The sequence below is a fragment of the Rhodococcus sp. HNM0563 genome (assembly GCF_012726195.1).
Taxonomy (GTDB): domain Bacteria; phylum Actinomycetota; class Actinomycetes; order Mycobacteriales; family Mycobacteriaceae; genus Rhodococcus.
Window position 1 is genome coordinate 146,519 of record NZ_JAASAF010000009.1, and the last position, 18,168, is coordinate 164,686.

Sequence of the window (18,168 nt, forward strand, 5' to 3'; positions counted from 1 at the left end):
TCCATGGGCCACCGTGCGCCTCACAGGCCGCCTCCCTCTCCGCTGACGTCCAGCCGAGGCGACACGACTCCCGGCACCGTGCCCGGGACGACCTGCCGCTGGATGTTCTCACCGCTCATGATTCCGAACGGAAGAATCAGATCCGGTGACCTCGTGTCCTCGGTGATCTGTCCCATGATGTCGCCGCAGCGGTCGATGACGGGCTGCATCTGCCGTCCGAGCGCTTCGAATTCGGGATCGCCGGGCATCAACTGGCCCACGTCGATGAGCTTGCAGAGGACTGCTGCCGGATCCTCCAGGTCGGGTAGGACGAGGCGCGAGGACAACGACCCCGATTCCGCGTCGTACGAATTGACGAGGTTGCTCACCGCGAGCGGCAGCAGCGTCAGGGAGTTCACCAGTGACTGACGATTGTTCGCCAGGTTCTCGGTCACAGGAACCAGCGCGTCGACATTGTCTTTGACCGCCTCCTGGTTGTCGCGCACGAACGTCGTGACGTCCCCGAGCGTCATGGAAAGCTGCTCGAGCGCTTCTCCGAGGTTCTGGCGTTCCCCGGCGAGGAAGCCGGAGAGGTCGGCGAGCTGGGTGTTGAACTGCCGTACCTGCTGGTCGTTGGCTGCGAGCGCACTGACGAAGACCTGGAGGTTCTCGATGGTCCCGAAGAGGTCACCGCGCGACTCGTCGAGTGTGCGAGCGGCAGCGGACAATTCGTCGATGCTCTGACCTAGAGCCGCACCGTTTCCTTCGAGGTTCTCGGCACCGACCTCGACGAATTCGGTCAGCGCACCGTCGGCGTTCGCGCCCTCCGGCCCGAGTGCCCGCGCCAGTTCGTCGATGCTCGCGTACAACTCATCGACCTCGACGGGGGTAGCCGTTCGTTCCCGGTCGATGACGGCGCCGTCGCTCATCGTCTCACCGCCGGAGTAGGCGGGGGTGAGCTGAACGTAGCGATCGGCGACGACGGACGGGGTGATCTGCACTGCCCTGGCGTCCGCCGGGATATCCACCCCACGATTGACGCGCATGTCGACCTTGACGACCTCGCCCTGAGGTTCGACCGAGGTGACACTGCCGACCTCGACACCGAGGACCCGGACGTCGGATCCCTCGTAGATGCCGACGGCCTTGTCGAAATAGGCAGTGACCGTCGTCGTTCCAGCGCGGGTGAACACCCACCACAGGGCGCCCGCGAGCACGAGTACCACAACCACTGCGAGCGCGCCGAACGCAATGCGTCGACGACCTGCCCGGTTCGGGGAGTCGGCGCCTTCTGCGTGTGCCATCAGTTCCCCCCTCCCAGAGTGCGACCCGGCTCGCGGTATCCCGGAATCTCGGGCAGACCGGGCGGCGTCAGATTCACGACCACCTGGTCGAACCAGCGCCCGTTGCCGACAACGTTGGAATACAGGCGCACGAACGGCTCATACAGCTTCATGGCCCTGTCGAGGTTGTCGTTGTTGTCCTGCAGGATCTGAACGACGCCACGCAGGTTTTCCAGGGCGGGACCGATCTGTTCCTGGTTTTCGACCACGAGGGCCGAGAGTTCCGTCGAGAGCCGCTTGGTCCCGGCGAGCAGTTGCGAGATCGCCTGCTGACGGTTGTTGAGTTCGGTGATCAGCAGGGCCCCGTCGCTGAGCAGACGATTGAACTCGGTGTTCCGGTCGGCGAGAATCTGCGACACGTTGCCCGTGGCTTCGAGCAGCCGCTTGAGTTCCTTGTCGCGGCTCGCGATCGTCTCCGACAGCCTGCTCACACCGTCGAGTGACGCGCGGATGTCGTCGGGGGTCTCGGAGAACGCGCCAGCCAGCGTCTCGAAACTCGTTGCAAGCTGGTCGGAGTCGATGTCGCCGAGCGTCGTGGCTGCAGACGAGAACGCCTCGATCACGTCGTACGGCGAGACTGTGCGGTCGAGCGGAATCCGATCGTCCGGGTCGAGGACCTCGGCGCCGCTCGGATTCAACGCGAGATACTTCTGCCCCAGGATCGTCTTGATCTGGATCGAGGCCGACGTGTTGTCTCCCACCCACGCGTCCTGGACCCGGAAGGACACGACGACGCGATCCCCTTCGAGTTCGACGGCACTGACCGTGCCCACCTTGACGCCCGCGATGCGCACCTCGTTGGTGGGCTTGAGTCCTGCTGCCTCGCTGAACTCGGCCTTGTAGGTCGCTCCGGCGCCGATGATCGGCAACGAATCGAGGAAGAATGCGGACAGTGTCGCCAGCAGAATCACGACGATGCCCAGGGCACCGGCGGCTGCCGGACTGCGGCGTTTGCTCATCGTCCCTGCAACTCCTGCATCCCCTCCTGCGTGCATCGCTGCGCCGCATTCGTATAGATGGGCTGGTTCACGGTGGGTAGCCCCGTGGGGAGATTCAGGTACGGCACCGAACCGGGCCCGGCGATGATGTCGATACCGCACAGGTAGAACTGGAACCACGACCCGTAGCTGGCGACACGGCCGAGTTTCTCGAGCTTGACGGGCAGGTTGGCGAGCACATCGTTCACCTCACCGCTGTTCGCGTTGAGGTTGCCGGTCAGCTCGTTCAGAGCGGTGATCGACTGGGTGACCGACGAGCGCGTCGGCTCCAGCACGTCCGCCACCGCATCGGTCAGGCCCGCGAGGGACTGCACCGACGAACCCACCGTGTCGCGGTCCGCGGCCAGCCCGCTGACGAGCGCCTGGGTGTTCACCAGGAGCGAGTCGAGTTGTTCGTCCCGCTCGTCGATCGTGGTGAGGACGGTGTTCAGGTTGTCGATGACGGCACCGATCACCGCGTCCTTGTCGGCGATCGTGTTCGTCAGACTTGCAGTGCTGCGCACGAGATCGTCGATGGTTCCTGTTTCGCCTTGGAACACCTGGATGATCTGGAACGACAGTTTGTTGACGTCGTCGGCGCTCAGCGTCTGGAACAGTGGACGGAATCCGTCGAACAGCGTGGTGAGGTTGACGGCAGGCCGCGTCCGTTCGATGGGAATGGTCTCCCCTTCGGTCATGCGCTGCCCCTGGTCACCCTCGCCTTGTCCCAGCGCGATGTATCGCTGGCCGACCAGATTGCGGAAACGCAGGGCTGCGGTCGATGTCGAGGGAAGCCAGTCGCGTTGATCGAGGGAGAACGTCACGCGGGCCTCACGCTCGTTCACGATCGAGATCTCGTTCACCTGCCCGACCTTCACACCGGCGATGCGCACATCGTCGCCCTCGTTGAGTGAGGTGACGTCGGAGAACACGGCGTGGAACTTCGTTCCTCCGGTCCCTCCGACGCTCGCGATGGTGGCCGCGAGGACACCGGTCGCGAAGATGGTGACCACGGCGAACACGATCAGTTTGGTCAGCGGTGCAGCAAGACCCCTCACTGGAAGCTCACCTCCGCGCCGCGGAGCGCAGGAGCGCCCAGCCGCGTCGTCCACGCCGGGACATCCTGCGGTGCGATACCGGTGGCCTGGCCGTAGATCACGTCGAGGGTGTCCTGCTCGGCACGTGAACCTTCGTACGAGACCGGGGTCGCGGAGTCCGAACCCGAAAGTCCGATGATGGTGCCCACGTCGTCGGGCACCCCCGAGCCTTCGGGGGCCGGGAACATCGGGATCGAGGCGGGGCCCGGATTGCGCGAGGGAACCTGATAGGAACCGTCGTTGATCGAGCCGCCGGGATACTGCGGGAAATGTCTACCCGGCTCCGTCACCTGGTCGTAGCAGGCCGGACCACGGGTGTCGAGCATGCGCGGTTCGTCCTGATTCGGCAGGTAGCGTCCCTTGGGATTGGTGAACTGGATATTCGCGCGCGCGGCAGGGAACGGGTCGTCGGCGGCAAGCAGTTCCACCGCGGCGGGCTTGGCTTCGGCGAAGCCCCGGAACGTGCACTGGAACGACGGCGAGTACCGAGCGAGCAACTGCAATGCTTCCTTCGAATCCGCGGAGATACTGATCAGGGAGTTCGCATTGGTCTGGAGGAAATCTGCGGTCGATGCGGACGCGCCGGTCGCGGTGGCCAGCAGGGTCTGGATCTGGTTCTGCTCCTCGACGATCGTCGCACCGGTGGTCCGGAGGTTGTCGAGCGCGTTGATGAGATCCGGGGCTGCTTCGGAGTAGGTCTGTGTGAAATCGGCGAGGCCGCGCAGGTCTTCCTGCAGCGTAGGTAGTTCCACGTTGACCTCTCGGAATATCCGCTCGAGGTTGTCGACCGTCCGGCCGAGGGTCTCGCCGCGTCCGCTCAAGCCCTGCGCGAGTGCACCCAGTGTGTTCGCCAGATCCTGCGGGGGTATCGCCTGCAGGAGGGGCAGCAGGCCGTCGAGTACCTCCCCCAGCTCGGCGGTCTTCTCGCTGGTGTCCTGTACCAGGACGTCACCTGCCTGCAGCGCACGTCCGGGATCGGCCGGGATCATCAGAGAGATGTAGCGCTCCCCGAAAAGCGTCTTGGGTAGCAGCTGCCCGGTCGCGTTGGCCGGAATGAGCTCGGCTTTCTCGGGCTCGATCGCGAGGTGCGCAGTGACCTGATCACCCTCGGCGCTCGTCGAGCGCACCTCTCCCACGATCACACCGCGCACCTTGACGTCGGCGTTCTTGGGCAGGGCGTTGCCGACGCTGTCCGTGATGAGTTCGACCTCGACGACCTTCTTGAACGTCTTGTTGTACAGCGCGATCGTGCCTGCGATGAACAGCGCCAGGACGAGGAAGAACACCAATCCGAGCGTGCGCCGCCGCAAGACCGAAGTGTCGCTCATCCGGCCACCCTCACCGTCGTGCTCGTGCCCCAGATCGCGAGACTGAGGAAGAAGTCGAGAACCGCGATCGTGACGATTGCGGTCCGTACCGCCCGCCCCACGGCCACGCCGACGCCCGCCGGGCCTCCACTCGCGTGGAATCCGTAGTAGCAGTGGATGAGGATCAGTACGAACGCGAACACCAGGACCTTGGCGAACGAATAGAGCACGTCCTCCGGCGGCAGGAACAAATTGAAGTAGTGGTCATAGGACCCCGGAGACTGCCCGTTGAACAGGGTGCTGATCACTCTCGTCATCAGATACGCGGCGAGCAGACCGACGATGTACAGCGGGATGACAGCAATGAATCCGGCGATCATCCTGGTGGTCACGAGAAACGGCACCGACGGAACCGCCATCACTTCGAGGGCGTCGATTTCCTCACTGATCCGCATCGCGCCGAGCTGGGCGGTGAAGCCACAACCCACGGTGGCGGACAACGCGAGGGCCGCCACGATCGGCGCAAGCTCACGGGTGTTGACGTAGGCGGACAAGAAGCCGGTGAGTACCGACGACCCCAGCTGTTCGAGTGCCGCGTAGCCCTGCAGACCCACGACGACGCCGGTGAACCCGGACATCATCGCGATCACGCCGATGGTCCCGCCGATCACAGCAAGCGCACCGCTGCCGAAGGTGACCTCGGCGAGAAGCCGGAGCACTTCCTTGCGGTAGTGCGTGACGGTGCGGGGAATCCATCCCACCGCCCGTGCGTAGAACGACATCTGCTCGCCCGCGCGGTCGAGCATGTTCAGTGGTGCGCGCAGCACTTTCCGGCCACGGATCAGAACGAGATCTCCGCGCCCCTTGGCGATTGTCATCGCTTCACGACCCCTTCGCCGGAACGACCTGCAGATACACCATCGTCAGGATCAGATTTGCAAAGAACAGCAACAGGAACGTGATGACGACGGTCTGGTTCACCGCCTCGCCCACGCCCTTCGGGCCGGGACCCGGATTCAGCCCCTTGTACGACGCGACGACACCGGCGATGATGCCGAAGATCGCAGCTTTGAGTTCCGCCACGTAGAGATCGGGAAGCTGCGCCAGAGCGGAGAACGACGCGAGGTACGCCCCCGGAGTTCCGTCCTGGAGGATGACGTTGAAGAAGTACCCGCCCGCGATACCGACGACCGAAACCAGTCCGTTGAGGAGCAGCGCCACCAGCACCATCGCGAGCACGCGCGGAACCACCAGTCGCTGGATCGGGTCGATGCCCAGCACCTTCATCGCGTCGATCTCTTCACGGATGGTTCGTGATCCGAGGTCTGCGGTGACCGCGGAACCTGCCGCACCCGCGATCAGCAATGCCGTCACGATCGGGCTGCCCTGCTGGATCACCGCGAGGACACTGGCGGCGCCGGTGAACGACTCCGCGCCGAGTTGCTTGATCAGCGATCCGGTCTGCAGCGACACGACAGCACCGAACGGGATCGCCACCAACGCGGTGGGGAGGATCGTGACGCTGGCGATGAACCAGGCCTGTTCGATGAATTCCCGGAACTGGAACGGTCGCCGGAAGGTGTTGCGAACGACGTCGACGAAGAGCTCGAAGATGTTTCCGGCTTGGGTGAGCGCGCCGTGCACAGGGCGCACGAGCGAGGTACTTCCCCCCATCTATTCTCCTACTTAAGGCCGTGAGGCTGGTCGTACCCCTTGGGATGAGTAAGCGGGGATCACCTGAGTGTCGTCATCTCTGTAGTCATGCTCGGGGTAGGCCGCCCCTGCGCTCTCTTCCTCGAGCGATTCCACGATCGCGGCCTGGGCCGCCGGCGGGAGCGTGTGCAGGATCTGACGCACTCGATCCTGGCGTCGGTGCACCGCCTGACGCACCGGCATACCGGGCGTCGCCTGCATCTGCGGAATGATGCCTTCCACGTCGTCGACACCGCCTGCGTGGTGCCCGGCGTCCACGAGCGCCTGCTCGTGCGCCATCTGTGCTTCGTCCTTCTCTTCGGACATACCGATCGGACCGATCATCGTGCCGTTGAGGAACTGCTTGACCACCGGTTCATCGGATGTGAGCAGCACCTCGCGCGGACCGAACATCACCAGCTGCCTGCGGAACAACATTCCGATGTTGTCCGGCACCGTACGAGCCAGGTTGATGTTGTGCGACACGATCAGAATCGTGGCATCGATCTCCGCATTGATATCGATCAATGTCTGCGAGATGTAGGTCGTGCGCACCGGATCGAGACCCGAGTCCGGCTCGTCCACCAGGATGATCTCCGGATCGAGCACCAGCGCGCGGGCCAGGCCTGCGCGCTTGCGCATACCGCCGGAGATCTCACCGGGAAGCTTGTCTTCCGCACCGAGCAGACCCACGAGTTCGAGCTTGCTCATCACGATCTTGCGGATGTCCGACTCGGACTTCTTGGTGTGCTCACGCAGCGGGAAGGCCACGTTGTCGTACAGGTTCATCGACCCGAACAGAGCACCGTCCTGGAACAGCACCCCGAACAGCTTCCGGATCTCGTACAGATCCTTGCTCGAGCACTGCAGGATGTCGGTGCCGTCGATGACGATCGAACCCTGCTCCGGTCGCAACAGACCGATCAGTGACTTGAGGAACACCGATTTACCCGTACCGGACGGACCGAGCAGGGCACTGACTTCACCGGCAGGAAGTGTCAGCGATACATCCTGCCAAATCCGCTGAGAGCCGAAGGACTTGGTCAACCCCTCGACAGAAACCTCTACACCCACGGTTACCTCCACACTGTTTCGACGCCATCCACCCCTGTGGGTTGGGCCACTCTATCGCATCGAAGTGATAACTGTGACAGTGAATACTACTAGCGAGTAAGTTGGCAAATCAATACCACTTACATAGGCAGACTTATCCCATGACCTGCACAGATACACAGTGGGTACGGTATTCGGAAATCACGCGCAATGTGCCGCAACACGCGCGATTCCGAAACACGAGAAAATTCGGCACGCACGAAAAAAGCCGCCCCCACGGATTCGAGATCCATGGGGGCGGCTTCGATGTGCACGCCACTACGCGCAGGAAATCCCGCGCGTGTGTGGTGAACCGTCTTACTTGACGGAAACCTTGGCGCCGGCCTCTTCGAGCTTGGCCTTGGCAGCGTCGGCAGCGTCCTTGGCGACCTTCTCGAGGATCGGCTTCGGAGCACCCTCGACGAGGTCCTTGGCTTCCTTGAGGCCCAGGCCGGAGACGAGCTCGCGCACGACCTTGATGACCTGGATCTTCTTCTCGCCGGCACCTTCGAGGATGACGTCGAACTCGTCCTGCTCGGACTCGGCCTCAGCAGCAGCGGCCGGGGCACCGGCGGCAGCGACGGCAACCGGAGCAGCAGCGGTGACCTCGAAGGTCTCCTCGAACGCCTTCACGAACTCCGAGAGCTCGAGCAGGGTCAGTTCCTTGAACGCGTCGAGCAGCTCTTCGGTGGTGAGCTTCGCCATGGTGGCGGTCCTTCCTGATAAGTCCCATGTCGCTGATCCGCGACCGATTGGGAGGGTGCATGCCGAGGCATGCCTGGATGTATCTGTTATCGCGGTGATGCAGATTCGCGGTGATGCGGATCAGCGTCAGGCGGCTTCTTCTGCCGCCTTCTTCTCCTGCAGGGCGGCCGCAAGGCGAGCCACCTGGGAAGCGGGAGCATTGAACAGGCCTGCAGCCTTTGCCAAGTTGCCCTTCATCGCGCCGGCGAGCTTGGCCAACAGCACCTCGCGAGACTCGAGGTCCGCGATCTTGTTGACCTGGTCCACGGACAGCACGTCGCCGTCCATGTACCCGCCCTTGATGACGAGTGCCTTGTTGTCCTTCGCGAACGCCTTGATGGCCTTCGCAGCGTCCACCGGCTCGCCCTTGACGAACGCGATGGCGGTCGGACCGACGAACAGGTCGTCGAGACCCTCGACGCCCGCCTCAGCGGCGGCACGCTTGACCAGGGTGTTCTTGGCGACGGAGTAGGTCGCACCCTCTCCGAGCGCGCGACGCAGCTCGGTCAGACTTCCCACCGACAGACCACGGTATTCCGTGACCACAGCGGCCGTCGAGGTCTTGAACTGCTCGGTGATCTCCTCAACTGCGGAGACCTTCTCGGGCTTTGCCATACTTCGCCTCCTCTCAGTTTCAGTCGTTTTCCCGGCGTCCCGAACGGGACGTCCCACCTGCGACAGGCGTTGGGCCGAGAAACGACGAACGCCCCGGCGCAGGGCACACGGGGCGTAAAGGAGAAGGCGGTGGAATTCGGCTCCGGCCCGAAGGCTCGACGCAAATACTCTCGCACTTCCCTAACCTCGTCCTCCTGCGTGGGCCGCCGGACAAATCCGGACCTTCAACCGATTCCGCACGCGGAAAAGGTGACCAACGGTCTTGGGTAGAACATGATCGGGGTGAAGATCGGCACAATGCCGAACTACGTCGTAAAGACTAGCGGATGACAGGGCCGGAATGCAAACGGTCGGCACGGAGAAACTCCGTGCCGACCGCTCGTTGCGTTCGCAGAACGTACGAAGGTGCTACCGCAGCCTATTCGGTAGCTTCGAGGAGGTTACGGGTACGCGCCGGATCCACCGGGATGCCCGGTCCGGTGGACGTCGCGACAGTGACCTTCTTGATGTAGCGGCCCTTCGCGCTCGACGGCTTCGCGCGAAGCACCTCGTCGAGAGCAGCAGCGTAGTTCTCGACCAGCTTGGTCTCGCCGAACGACGCCTTGCCGATCACGAAATGCAGATTCGAGTTCTTGTCGACCCGGAAGTTGATCTTGCCGCCCTTGATGTCCGTGACGGCCTTCGCGACGTCGGGGGTGACCGTACCGGTCTTCGGGTTCGGCATCAGACCACGCGGGCCGAGCACACGAGCGATGCGGCCGACCTTGGCCATCTGGTCCGGGGTCGCGATGGCGGCGTCGAAGTCCGTCCACCCGCCCTGGATCCGCTCGATCAGATCTTCGGCACCGACAACATCCGCGCCGGCGGCCTCGGCCTCTGCGGCCTTCTCACCGACAGCGAAGACGACGACGCGAGCGGTCTTGCCCGTGCCGTGCGGCAGGTTCACCGTGCCGCGGACCATCTGGTCCGCCTTGCGCGGATCCACACCGAGGCGCATCGCGACCTCGACCGTGGCGTCGTAGTTCTTGGACGACGTCTCCTGCACCAGCTTCGCCGCATCGAGCGGGCTGTAGAGCGTGTCCGGGTTGATCTTCTCGGCGGCGGCGAGGTAAGCCTTGCTGCGCTTTGCCATGTTGGTTCCTAACTTCTCACCGGTGGGTGAATGTTTCGGGAGTGGTGCGGGCCTGGCCGGCCCTCCCACGCTTGCTTGCTGAGTCGACTCGGCGGTCGACGCCGCCAGGGTCAGCCCTCGACGGTGATACCCATCGAGCGTGCAGTACCCGCGATGATCTTCGCGGCGGCCTCGACGTCGTTCGCGTTGAGGTCTTCCTGCTTGGTCTTCGCGATCTCGCGCACCTGGTCCATGGTCACCTTGGCGACCTTGGTCTTGTGCGGCTCGCCGGAGCCCTTCTGCACACCGGCAGCCTTGAGCAGCAGCTTGGCGGCAGGAGGAGTCTTCAGCTTGAAGTCGAACGTGCGGTCTTCGTAGACCGTGATCTCGACGGGCACCACATTGCCGCGCTGCGACTCGGTCGCTGCGTTGTAGGCCTTGCAGAACTCCATGATGTTGACGCCGTGCTGACCCAGCGCGGGACCGACCGGCGGAGCCGGGTTGGCCTGGCCGGCCTGGATCTGGAGCTTGATGAGCCCGGCGATCTTCTTCTTCTTGGGGGGCATCTCTATTCCTAGTTTCTTGCTCGGTGTGGTTCTTGCGTATTCCTACTGCAAGTTTTCGTGTGTCGAGACGATCAGCTGATCAGAGCTTCGAGACCTGCGTGAAAGACAACTCCACGGGAGTCTCGCGACCGAAGATCGACACCAGGACCTTGAGCTTCTGCTGCTCGGCGTTGACCTCGCTGATCGACGCGGGCAATGTCGCGAACGGACCGTCCATGACGGTGACCGACTCACCGACCTCGAAGTCGACCTCGATCGCGGGCTTGCCTGCTGCTGCGGGCGCCTGCTCGCCTGCAGCAGGTGCGCCTGCGGCGGGCTTCTTCTTCTCCTGCTGCGGAAGGAGGAACTTCACGACCTCCTTGATCGTCAGCGGCGACGGCCGAGACGTCGCACCGACGAAGCCGGTGACGCCGGGCGTGTTGCGCACGGCGCCCCACGATTCGTCGTTCAGCTCCATACGCACCAGGATGTAGCCGGGCAGCACCTTGCGGTTGACCTGCTTCTTCTGACCGTTCTTGATCTCGGTGACCTCTTCGGTGGGCACCTCGACCTGGAAGATGTACTCGCTCAGGTCGAGGTTCAGCACTCGGGTCTCGAGGTTCGTCTTCACCTTGTTCTCGTAGCCGGCGTACGAGTGGATGACATACCAGTCGCCCGGCTCGAGGCGCAGCTGCTTCTCGAGCGCTGCCGCGGGATCGACATCGTCGGCGGTCTCGGCGGCGACCGGAGCGTCCGCCTCCACCGACTCATCGGTCTCGGGGTCGTCGACGACCGCCTGGTCGACAGCGATCTCGTCCGAAACGCGCTCGTCGACAACGACCTCGTCCGAAACGCGCTCGTCGGCCGAGGGCTCGTAGGAGTCGTTCTCGGGGGTGCTCACCGGGGCACTTTCCTCTCGTCGATCACAATTTGCCGGCGCGCGTACGCGCTAGCCGAACAACCAGTTGACGCCCTGGGCGAACGCCAGGTCCAATCCGAAGATGAACGCAGTCATGACGGTCACGAACGCAATGACGACGAGCGTGTAGGTCGTCAGCTGTTTGCGATTCGGCCAGATCACCTTGCGAAGTTCCGCGATGACCTCGCGGAAGAATCGACGCAGGCGCTTGAAGATGTTCTCGGACTTCTGCGCAGCGGGCCGGTCGGCCGATTCGGCAACGGACCGGCGGGCGCGTGAGCCCTCTACGTCGGTAGAAACCGATGTCTGCGCGGCGCCGGAACGGCGAACTGCGCGCTTACCACTCGGACGCGGGACCGAGGAGGAAGCGTCGGGGGTTGCGCCGGTTTCCGTTCCAGCGTCACCGGGTGCAAACCCTCCGGTGCCGCCGTCGCGCCTACCGCGCTCCTCGCTCACATCGTTCCTCTCGATCGCTGGGCAGTCCGGGTGCAGGGGCGACAGGACTTGAACCTGCAACCTGCGGTTTTGGAGACCGCTGCTCTGCCAATTGAGCTACGCCCCTTTGGCCGACCATCAGCGTCGAAACCTCGACACCTCACAGATCGGCCGATCTGCGACCACATGACACGCGCGCCACCCCACCGGTACATCCAAGTACCGAAGAGCAGCGCGCTGCGCTATGCGATCCCAGAAGCCCTAGTGTACTGCATTGCCCCGGGACTACCCAATCCGCAAGGCCGTCAGGCCAGGCGGACCGTTGCAGTGGCTCGCCCGAAGATCTTACGCCCTTCGGACTTCGCCACGATCGCGACCACTGCTGTCTTGCTGACCGGGTCCACCGACTTGACCTTGCCGGAGAACTCGATTGCGGCGGCCTGATCGGCCTCCACGAACACCGGGCTCGTGAAACGAACGTTGTATTCGTTCACGGCACCCGGATCGCCGAGCCAGTCGGTTACGAAGCCGGCGGCGATGCCCATGGAGAGCATGCCGTGTCCGACGACGTTGCGCAAACCGGCAAGTTCGGCAACCTTGTCGCTCCAGTGGATCGGGTTGGGATCACCCGAGACACCGGCGTAATTGACCAGGTTTCCACGCGTGAGCGTCACGACACGCGAAGGAAGTTCCTCGCCCGCCGTCACGTCATCGAAGCTACGGAGCGTCATGCATCATCACATCCTTGACAGCCTCCGCGATGTTCGCGTCGACCTCACCGCCCGTGCGGCCGACAAGCGTGGTCCACGTGGTGAGCACGAGATTGTCGTACTGGTCGGTGATGACGTTCTTCGTGGTGATGATGTCGCTGCCTGCCACCTGACGGAAGTCGTCGAGGTACACGTCGCAGAACAGTCGATCGCCGACCTGGATCGGGCGGTGGAAGACCAACCGCTGATCGGTCTGCATGATCTGGCTGAGGTCGTATCCGGTGACGATCTCCTCGAACAGCTTGCGCTGGGCGATGATCCCGATGATCGACACGAAGGTCAGCGGCGCGATCAGACCGTCGTATCCGAGGCCTTTCGCAGCTTCTTCGTCGTGATGCGCGGGGTGAGTATCGAGCACGGCGCGGGCGTATTCACGAACCTTCTCGCGGCCGACTTCGTAGAAGTCGTCGACACGGTAATGGTGCCCGACCATGGACGCGGCATGAGCCGCAGCATCGAACGGGATCCCGGCCCGTTCGGTCACGTCCACGGGTTGCTCATTCATGATGGTGCCAGTCATACGCAAAACCTCCGCAATTCCGCTCAACGCCTAACGGCGTGGGCGGCACTGCGGAGAGCTCACGCGTCGACGTCGATCCCGAACAGACTACTTCGACTCGCGATGCGCCTGATGGGTGCCGCAGTTCGGGCAGAACTTCTTCAGCTCGAGGCGGTCGGGATCGTTACGACGGTTCTTCTTCGTGATGTAATTGCGGTGCTTGCACACCTCGCAGGCCAGGGTGATCTTCGGCCGAACGTCGGTGGAGGAGGCCACGGGATGCCTTCTTTCGCGTAAATCTGATCGCTTCGGATCAGGGTGGTTCGTTCTACTTCGGTAGCGGTGACCGGACTTGAACCGGCGACGCAACGATTATGAGTCGTTTGCTCTACCAACTGAGCTACACCGCCTCGGTGTCGAGTGTCGCATATATTGGCGCCACTCCAATCCAGCGAGCCCCCTGACGGAATCGAACCGTCGACCTTTTCCTTACCATGGAAACGCTCTGCCGACTGAGCTAAGGGGGCGCGGCCACCGTGAGCATCTCTGCTCCCTGCGGCCTCCAAAAGATTACACACACTCGCCGTGAGTACAAAATCGGCAGGTCGGTGCACATAAACGTCCTCCGGGCCACGAACGCGCTACCGGTGTCCGCAGGGCGAACGACCCGGACGAACACGTCCGTCGACGACCACCTGCCGATAGCCCTGAGCCCATCACCCGCAGCAGTGCCGTGAACGCAGCACCTGCAGATGCAGAACAACCCCGGTTCGAGGAACCGGGGTTGTTCTGTGTGGCAGATGTAGGATTCGAACCTACGTAGGCATACGCCGACGGATTTACAGTCCGCTCCCATTGGCCGCTCGGGCAATCTGCCGGGTGCGATCGGGGATTGCTCCTCGATGCGTTTGGAAGAATACAACGCAGACCCCCCTCGATTGCAAACCGGGTGGTTACGGGGTTGGGCGAAGCGATAACGTCGGCTGTACAAGACCCCTACCGACCGATCCGAAGTGGAGATTCTCAACGTGGCTGATTCGTCGTTCGATGTGGTGAGCAAGGTCGATCGCCAGGAGGTGGACAACGCCCTCAACCAGGCAGCGAAGGAGATCGCGAACCGCTTCGACTTCCGCAACACCGGTGCCTCCATCGCATGGGCAGGCGAGGAGTCCATCACGATCACCGCCGACACGGAAGACCGCGTCCTCGCAGCACTCGATGTGTTCAAGGAGAAACTGATCCGGCGCGATCTCTCTCTCAAGGCCTTCGACGCAGGTGAACCGGCCCAGTCCGGAAAGACCTACAAACTCACCGGTTCGCTCGTGGAGGGCATCTCCCAGGAGAACGCGAAGAAGATCTCCAAACTGATCCGTGACGAAGGCCCGAAAGGCGTCAAGGCCCAGATCCAAGGCGACGAGCTGCGAGTGAGCAGCAAGAAGCGCGACGACCTCCAGTCGGTGATCTCACTGCTGAAGAACGCAGATCTCGATATCGCACTGCAGTTCGTCAACTACCGCTGAGAACGTCCGCGGACCGATCACATTCCGTCCCCACACCGGACGCGCGGGTGCCTTCTGTGAGCTCGATGAGGGCACCCGCCCTGTGTCCGCAGACTCAGAGCGGGCCCGCCATGCGTTCGAGCCGCGCGATCCGGTCGGCCATGGGCGGGTGAGTCGAGAACAGCCGACCCATCTTCTCGCCGGCCCTGAACGGGTTCGCAATCATCATGTGCGACTGGGCCGCCAGTTTGGGTTCCGGTGGCAGCGGTGCGGCCTGGGTGCCGCGTTCGAGCTTGCGCAGGGCCGAGGCCAGTGCCAGCGGGTCGCCGGTGAGCTCGGCCCCCGATTGGTCGGCCTGATACTCGCGTGAACGCGAGACGGCGAGTTTGACGACGGTGGCCGCGATCGGGCCCAGCAGCGACACCAGCAGCAGCGCGAGGGGGTTCGCACCGCCCCCACGGTTGCCGCCGAACGCACTCGCGAAGAACGCGAAGTTGGCCAGCCCCGAGATCACCGCGGCCATCGCACCCGCGACCGACGAGATCAAGATGTCGCGGTTGTACACATGCGACAGCTCGTGACCGAGTACCGCGCGGAGTTCGCGTTCGTCGAGAATCTGCAAGATGCCCGATGTACAGCACACCGCGGCATTTCGGGGGTTCCGTCCGGTCGCGAACGCGTTCGGTGCGTTGGTCGGACTGATGTACAGCCGCGGCATGGGCTGGTGCGCGGTCGTCGCGAGTTCGCGCACGATGCGGTAGATCTGCGGTGCCTGTACCTCGGTGATCGGCTGAGCGTGCATCGCCCGCAGCGCGAGCTTGTCGCTGTTGAAGTACGCGTAGGCGTTCATACCGACGGCCATCACAACCGAGATCACCAGGATGGTCGTGTTCTGGAACAGCGCACCGATGAACACGATCAGCGCGGACATCCCGATCAGCAGCCCCGCCGTCTTCAGGCGGTTGGCATTTCCGTGCACGTCACGCCTCTCCCCGAAGATCGCTCCTGTCGGACAGCGTTTGCGCTGCCCGACCCGGCGACATCTGTCCATCTACCTGCCCGTGCAACGGACGAGCGAACCGAGAGGTTCCCAGTGACTACCCGACGCGAGCGACCGTGAAATCGACCAGGCGACGAAGTGCCTCGTTGGCAGGTCCCTGCGGTAGCGCATCGAGCTCCGCGTGCGCCTGATCGACGTAGGTCTGCAAGGTCTTCTTGGCGGCATCCATCCCCGGCGACCGCCCGAGCAGTTCGAGCGCTTCCGCAATCAACGCCTCGTCCTCGAGGGGACCGACGAGAAGTTCTCGGAGACGATCGGCATCAGGTCCCTCGTCCTTCAACGCATACAGCACAGGCAGGGTGTGGACACCCTCGCGTAGGTCGGTGCCGGGCGTCTTGCCCGAGTCCGTGGTATCCGACGCGATGTCGATGATGTCGTCGACGATCTGGAATGCGACGCCCACCGCGTCACCGAGGCGCTCGAGGCGCTCGATCTGCTCGTCGTCGGCACCCGAGAACGTGCCTCCGAACCGGCCGGCAGCGGCGATCAACGATCCGGTCTTCTCCCACACCACCCGCAGATAGTGCTCGACCGGGTCCTTCTGCTCGCTCGCACCGATGGTTTCGCGCATCTGACCGGTGACCAACTCGGCGAACGTCTTCGCGATGACCTCCACCGCGGACGGTCCGAGTGTGGAGGTGAGCCGGGACGCATGGGCGAACAGATAGTCGCCGGCCAGGATTGCCACGCTGTTGCCCCATCGCATGTTCGCACTGGGCGCTCCGCGCCGGACAGTCGCTTCGTCCATCACGTCGTCGTGATAGAGCGTGGCGAGATGGACAAGCTCCACCACGGTCGCGGCCGTCACGATCGACGGGTCGTTCGGCTTGGGTCCCAACTGCCCCGTGAGCACCGCGAACAGCGGCCGGAACCGCTTCCCTCCGGCTTTCGCGAGATGCAGCGCAGCTTCGGTCAGGAAGTCTTCACCGTCGGACAGTTCTTCGACCATCAACGTCTCGACCGCGGCCAACCCGCCCCGCACGTTCTCGGCCAGGACCGGGTCGCCGAGTTCCACACCTGCGACCATGGTGTTCGACACCGTGCCGGCGGCCGGCGCCGTCCCCTCAGTGCTCACAGAAGTACCCATCCTGTCTGTCGGCTCGGCTCCACGGTAGTGAACCTAGCCGCTCGTTTCGTCGGCCACCTCGTCGAGGCGCAGATCCGCGCCTGAGAAGATGGACGCGTGGTGGCCGAGAATTCCGCGGGAGAACCGCGCCGATCCGTGTTCTACATGCCCGACAGTACCGACGTACTCGTCATCGGCGCTGGTCCAGCAGGGTCATCCGCCGCAGCCTGGGCTGCGCGATCCGGACGCGAGGTGCTTCTGGTCGACTCGGCCATGTTCCCCCGCGACAAGACCTGCGGCGACGGACTGACTCCGCGGGCGGTCGCAGAGCTCGATCGGCTCGGACTGGGCGAGTGGGTGCGCACACGCACCGTCAACCGCGGACTGCGGCTGGAGGGATTCGGAGGCAGCTTCGAACTTCCGTGGCCGTCTGGGGCGTTCCCGTCATCGGGCAGTGCCGTCCCTCGCACCGAACTCGACGATCGACTCCGCCGCACCGCGGTGCAGGCAGGTGCACAGATGGCCGAGGGCGCGAAAGCGGTCGACGTGGTGCGCGACGGTGATCGGGTGACCGCTGTGGTCTTCCGCACGGCCGACGGCCCTCGCACGGTCGCGTGCCGACGTCTCGTCGTCGCCGATGGTGTCCGCTCCCCGCTCGGCAAAGTACTCGGCAGGCAGTGGCATCGCGACACGGTCTACGGCGTCGCGGCCCGTGCCTACGCGACCTCGCCTCGCAGCGACGATCCGTGGATCACGTCACATCTCGAACTTCGGGACGACTCGGGGACGCTGCAGGCCGGATACGGATGGGTGTTCCCGCTGGGAACCGGTGAGGTGAACCTCGGAGTAGGAACTCTGGCGACCGCCGCGCGCCCCGCGAACGGGTCGCTTCGTCCGTTGATCGAGCTGTACGCGTCGAAGCGTCGTTCCGAATGGAAACTCGGCGAGGTGAATCGCGTCGCATCGGCCCTGCTCCCGATGGGTGGGGCGGTCTCCGGTGTCGCCGGGCGCAACTGGGCTCTGATCGGGGATGCCGCGGCCTGCGTGAATCCGCTCAACGGCGAAGGTATCGATTACGGACTCGAAGGCGGACGGCTGATAGCTGATCTTCTCGACAGCGACGACCTCACCGAGACGTGGCCGGCATTATTACGGGAGCACTACGGCAGGGCGTTTTCCACAGCTCGGCGACTCGCCGGACTGCTCACACGGCCTAAGTTCCTGCCCTCGACCGGGCCCGTGGGAATGCGCTCACGCACCTTGATGACGGTGGCCGTGCGGGTGATGGGAAATCTCGTCACCGACGAGGACCACGACCTGGTCGCCCGTGTGTGGCGGACCAGCGGGCGGGTCTCGATGAGATGGGATCGACAGCCCCTTTTCTCCTGAGCGATCGGCTCGTCCGAGACGCGGGGCTC

20 protein-coding genes and 4 tRNA genes are annotated in these 18,168 nt (G+C 63.8%); 2 read left to right on the plus strand and 22 right to left on the minus strand.

Annotated features, from left to right (window positions below):
* Positions 1-20: 20 nt before the first annotated feature.
* The 20 genes from HCA61_RS20210 to HCA61_RS20305 form a co-directional block, all read right to left on the minus strand.
* Positions 21-1,283 (minus strand): MCE family protein, encoded by a 1,263-nt coding sequence (locus HCA61_RS20210; protein WP_169689989.1) that lies wholly within the window; start codon positions 1,281-1,283, stop codon positions 21-23.
* Complete coding sequence (locus HCA61_RS20215; protein ID WP_169689990.1) at positions 1,283-2,281, minus strand: MCE family protein; 999 nt, start codon at positions 2,279-2,281, stop codon at positions 1,283-1,285. Before HCA61_RS20215 ends, HCA61_RS20210 begins: the two co-directional genes overlap by 1 nt.
* Entirely contained in the window at positions 2,278-3,357 is a 1,080-nt protein-coding gene (locus tag HCA61_RS20220; protein ID WP_169689991.1) for an MCE family protein, read from the minus strand. Before HCA61_RS20220 ends, HCA61_RS20215 begins: the two co-directional genes overlap by 4 nt.
* The gene (locus HCA61_RS20225; RefSeq protein ID WP_169689992.1) at positions 3,354-4,724 is read right to left on the minus strand and encodes an MCE family protein; all 1,371 of its coding nucleotides are present in this window, start codon (positions 4,722-4,724) and stop codon (positions 3,354-3,356) included. The genes HCA61_RS20220 and HCA61_RS20225 overlap by 4 nt, the downstream gene beginning before the upstream one ends.
* Positions 4,721-5,581 (minus strand): ABC transporter permease, encoded by an 861-nt coding sequence (locus tag HCA61_RS20230; RefSeq protein ID WP_169689993.1) that lies wholly within the window; start codon positions 5,579-5,581, stop codon positions 4,721-4,723. The genes HCA61_RS20225 and HCA61_RS20230 overlap by 4 nt, the downstream gene beginning before the upstream one ends.
* 4 nt (positions 5,582-5,585) lie before the next feature.
* Positions 5,586-6,377, minus strand: a complete 792-nt coding sequence (locus tag HCA61_RS20235) for an ABC transporter permease (protein WP_169689994.1) — start codon at positions 6,375-6,377, stop codon at positions 5,586-5,588.
* Positions 6,378-6,389: 12 nt separating this feature from the next.
* Positions 6,390-7,469: an ABC transporter ATP-binding protein gene (locus HCA61_RS20240; RefSeq protein ID WP_247273073.1), complete on the minus strand. Its 1,080-nt coding sequence runs from the start codon at positions 7,467-7,469 to the stop codon at positions 6,390-6,392.
* Positions 7,470-7,805: 336 nt separating this feature from the next.
* Positions 7,806-8,192, minus strand: a complete 387-nt coding sequence (gene rplL, locus HCA61_RS20245; protein ID WP_169689996.1) for a 50S ribosomal protein L7/L12 — start codon at positions 8,190-8,192, stop codon at positions 7,806-7,808.
* 126 nt (positions 8,193-8,318) lie between these two features.
* The gene (gene rplJ / locus HCA61_RS20250; RefSeq protein WP_169689997.1) at positions 8,319-8,846 is read right to left on the minus strand and encodes a 50S ribosomal protein L10; all 528 of its coding nucleotides are present in this window, start codon (positions 8,844-8,846) and stop codon (positions 8,319-8,321) included.
* A gap of 418 nt (positions 8,847-9,264) precedes the next feature.
* A complete protein-coding gene (rplA, locus tag HCA61_RS20255) occupies positions 9,265-9,978 on the minus strand; it encodes a 50S ribosomal protein L1 (RefSeq protein WP_169689998.1) in 714 nt (237 codons plus the stop codon).
* 110 nt (positions 9,979-10,088) lie between these two features.
* Positions 10,089-10,523 (minus strand): 50S ribosomal protein L11, encoded by a 435-nt coding sequence (gene rplK / locus HCA61_RS20260; RefSeq protein ID WP_068156194.1) that lies wholly within the window; start codon positions 10,521-10,523, stop codon positions 10,089-10,091.
* Between the two features lie 79 nt (positions 10,524-10,602).
* The gene (nusG, locus tag HCA61_RS20265) at positions 10,603-11,403 is read right to left on the minus strand and encodes a transcription termination/antitermination protein NusG (protein WP_169689999.1); all 801 of its coding nucleotides are present in this window, start codon (positions 11,401-11,403) and stop codon (positions 10,603-10,605) included.
* A 48-nt stretch (positions 11,404-11,451) separates the two neighbouring features.
* Positions 11,452-11,877, minus strand: a complete 426-nt coding sequence (gene secE, locus HCA61_RS20270) for a preprotein translocase subunit SecE (protein ID WP_169690000.1) — start codon at positions 11,875-11,877, stop codon at positions 11,452-11,454.
* A 33-nt stretch (positions 11,878-11,910) separates the two neighbouring features.
* Positions 11,911-11,983 (minus strand) — tRNA-Trp (locus HCA61_RS20275).
* A 178-nt stretch (positions 11,984-12,161) separates the two neighbouring features.
* On the minus strand, positions 12,162-12,587 hold the full coding sequence (gene hadB, locus HCA61_RS20280; RefSeq protein ID WP_169690001.1) for a (3R)-hydroxyacyl-ACP dehydratase subunit HadB: 426 nt from the start codon (positions 12,585-12,587) through the stop codon (positions 12,162-12,164).
* Entirely contained in the window at positions 12,574-13,146 is a 573-nt protein-coding gene (hadA, locus tag HCA61_RS20285) for a (3R)-hydroxyacyl-ACP dehydratase subunit HadA (RefSeq protein ID WP_169690002.1), read from the minus strand. Before hadA ends, hadB begins: the two co-directional genes overlap by 14 nt.
* A gap of 87 nt (positions 13,147-13,233) precedes the next feature.
* Positions 13,234-13,401, minus strand: a complete 168-nt coding sequence (gene rpmG, locus HCA61_RS20290) for a 50S ribosomal protein L33 (protein WP_031937658.1) — start codon at positions 13,399-13,401, stop codon at positions 13,234-13,236.
* A 61-nt stretch (positions 13,402-13,462) separates the two neighbouring features.
* Positions 13,463-13,535, minus strand: a tRNA-Met gene (locus HCA61_RS20295).
* Positions 13,536-13,579: 44 nt separating this feature from the next.
* A tRNA-Thr gene (locus HCA61_RS20300) sits at positions 13,580-13,652 on the minus strand.
* A gap of 267 nt (positions 13,653-13,919) precedes the next feature.
* A tRNA-Tyr gene (locus HCA61_RS20305) sits at positions 13,920-14,002 on the minus strand.
* 151 nt (positions 14,003-14,153) lie between these two features.
* On the opposite strand from HCA61_RS20305, the gene HCA61_RS20310 reads away from it, so the two are divergent.
* The gene (locus HCA61_RS20310; protein WP_169690003.1) at positions 14,154-14,645 is read left to right on the plus strand and encodes a YajQ family cyclic di-GMP-binding protein; all 492 of its coding nucleotides are present in this window, start codon (positions 14,154-14,156) and stop codon (positions 14,643-14,645) included.
* A 94-nt stretch (positions 14,646-14,739) separates the two neighbouring features.
* Here HCA61_RS20310 and htpX read toward each other — a convergent pair whose 3' ends face one another.
* A complete protein-coding gene (gene htpX, locus HCA61_RS20315; protein WP_169690004.1) occupies positions 14,740-15,603 on the minus strand; it encodes a zinc metalloprotease HtpX in 864 nt (287 codons plus the stop codon).
* Positions 15,604-15,721: 118 nt separating this feature from the next.
* Positions 15,722-16,771: a polyprenyl synthetase family protein gene (locus HCA61_RS20320; protein ID WP_169690005.1), complete on the minus strand. Its 1,050-nt coding sequence runs from the start codon at positions 16,769-16,771 to the stop codon at positions 15,722-15,724.
* 144 nt (positions 16,772-16,915) lie between these two features.
* Here HCA61_RS20320 and HCA61_RS20325 point away from each other — a divergent pair, with 144 nt between their 5' ends.
* The gene (locus tag HCA61_RS20325; protein WP_169690006.1) at positions 16,916-18,139 is read left to right on the plus strand and encodes a geranylgeranyl reductase family protein; all 1,224 of its coding nucleotides are present in this window, start codon (positions 16,916-16,918) and stop codon (positions 18,137-18,139) included.
* The last annotated feature ends 29 nt before the right edge of the window (positions 18,140-18,168 follow it).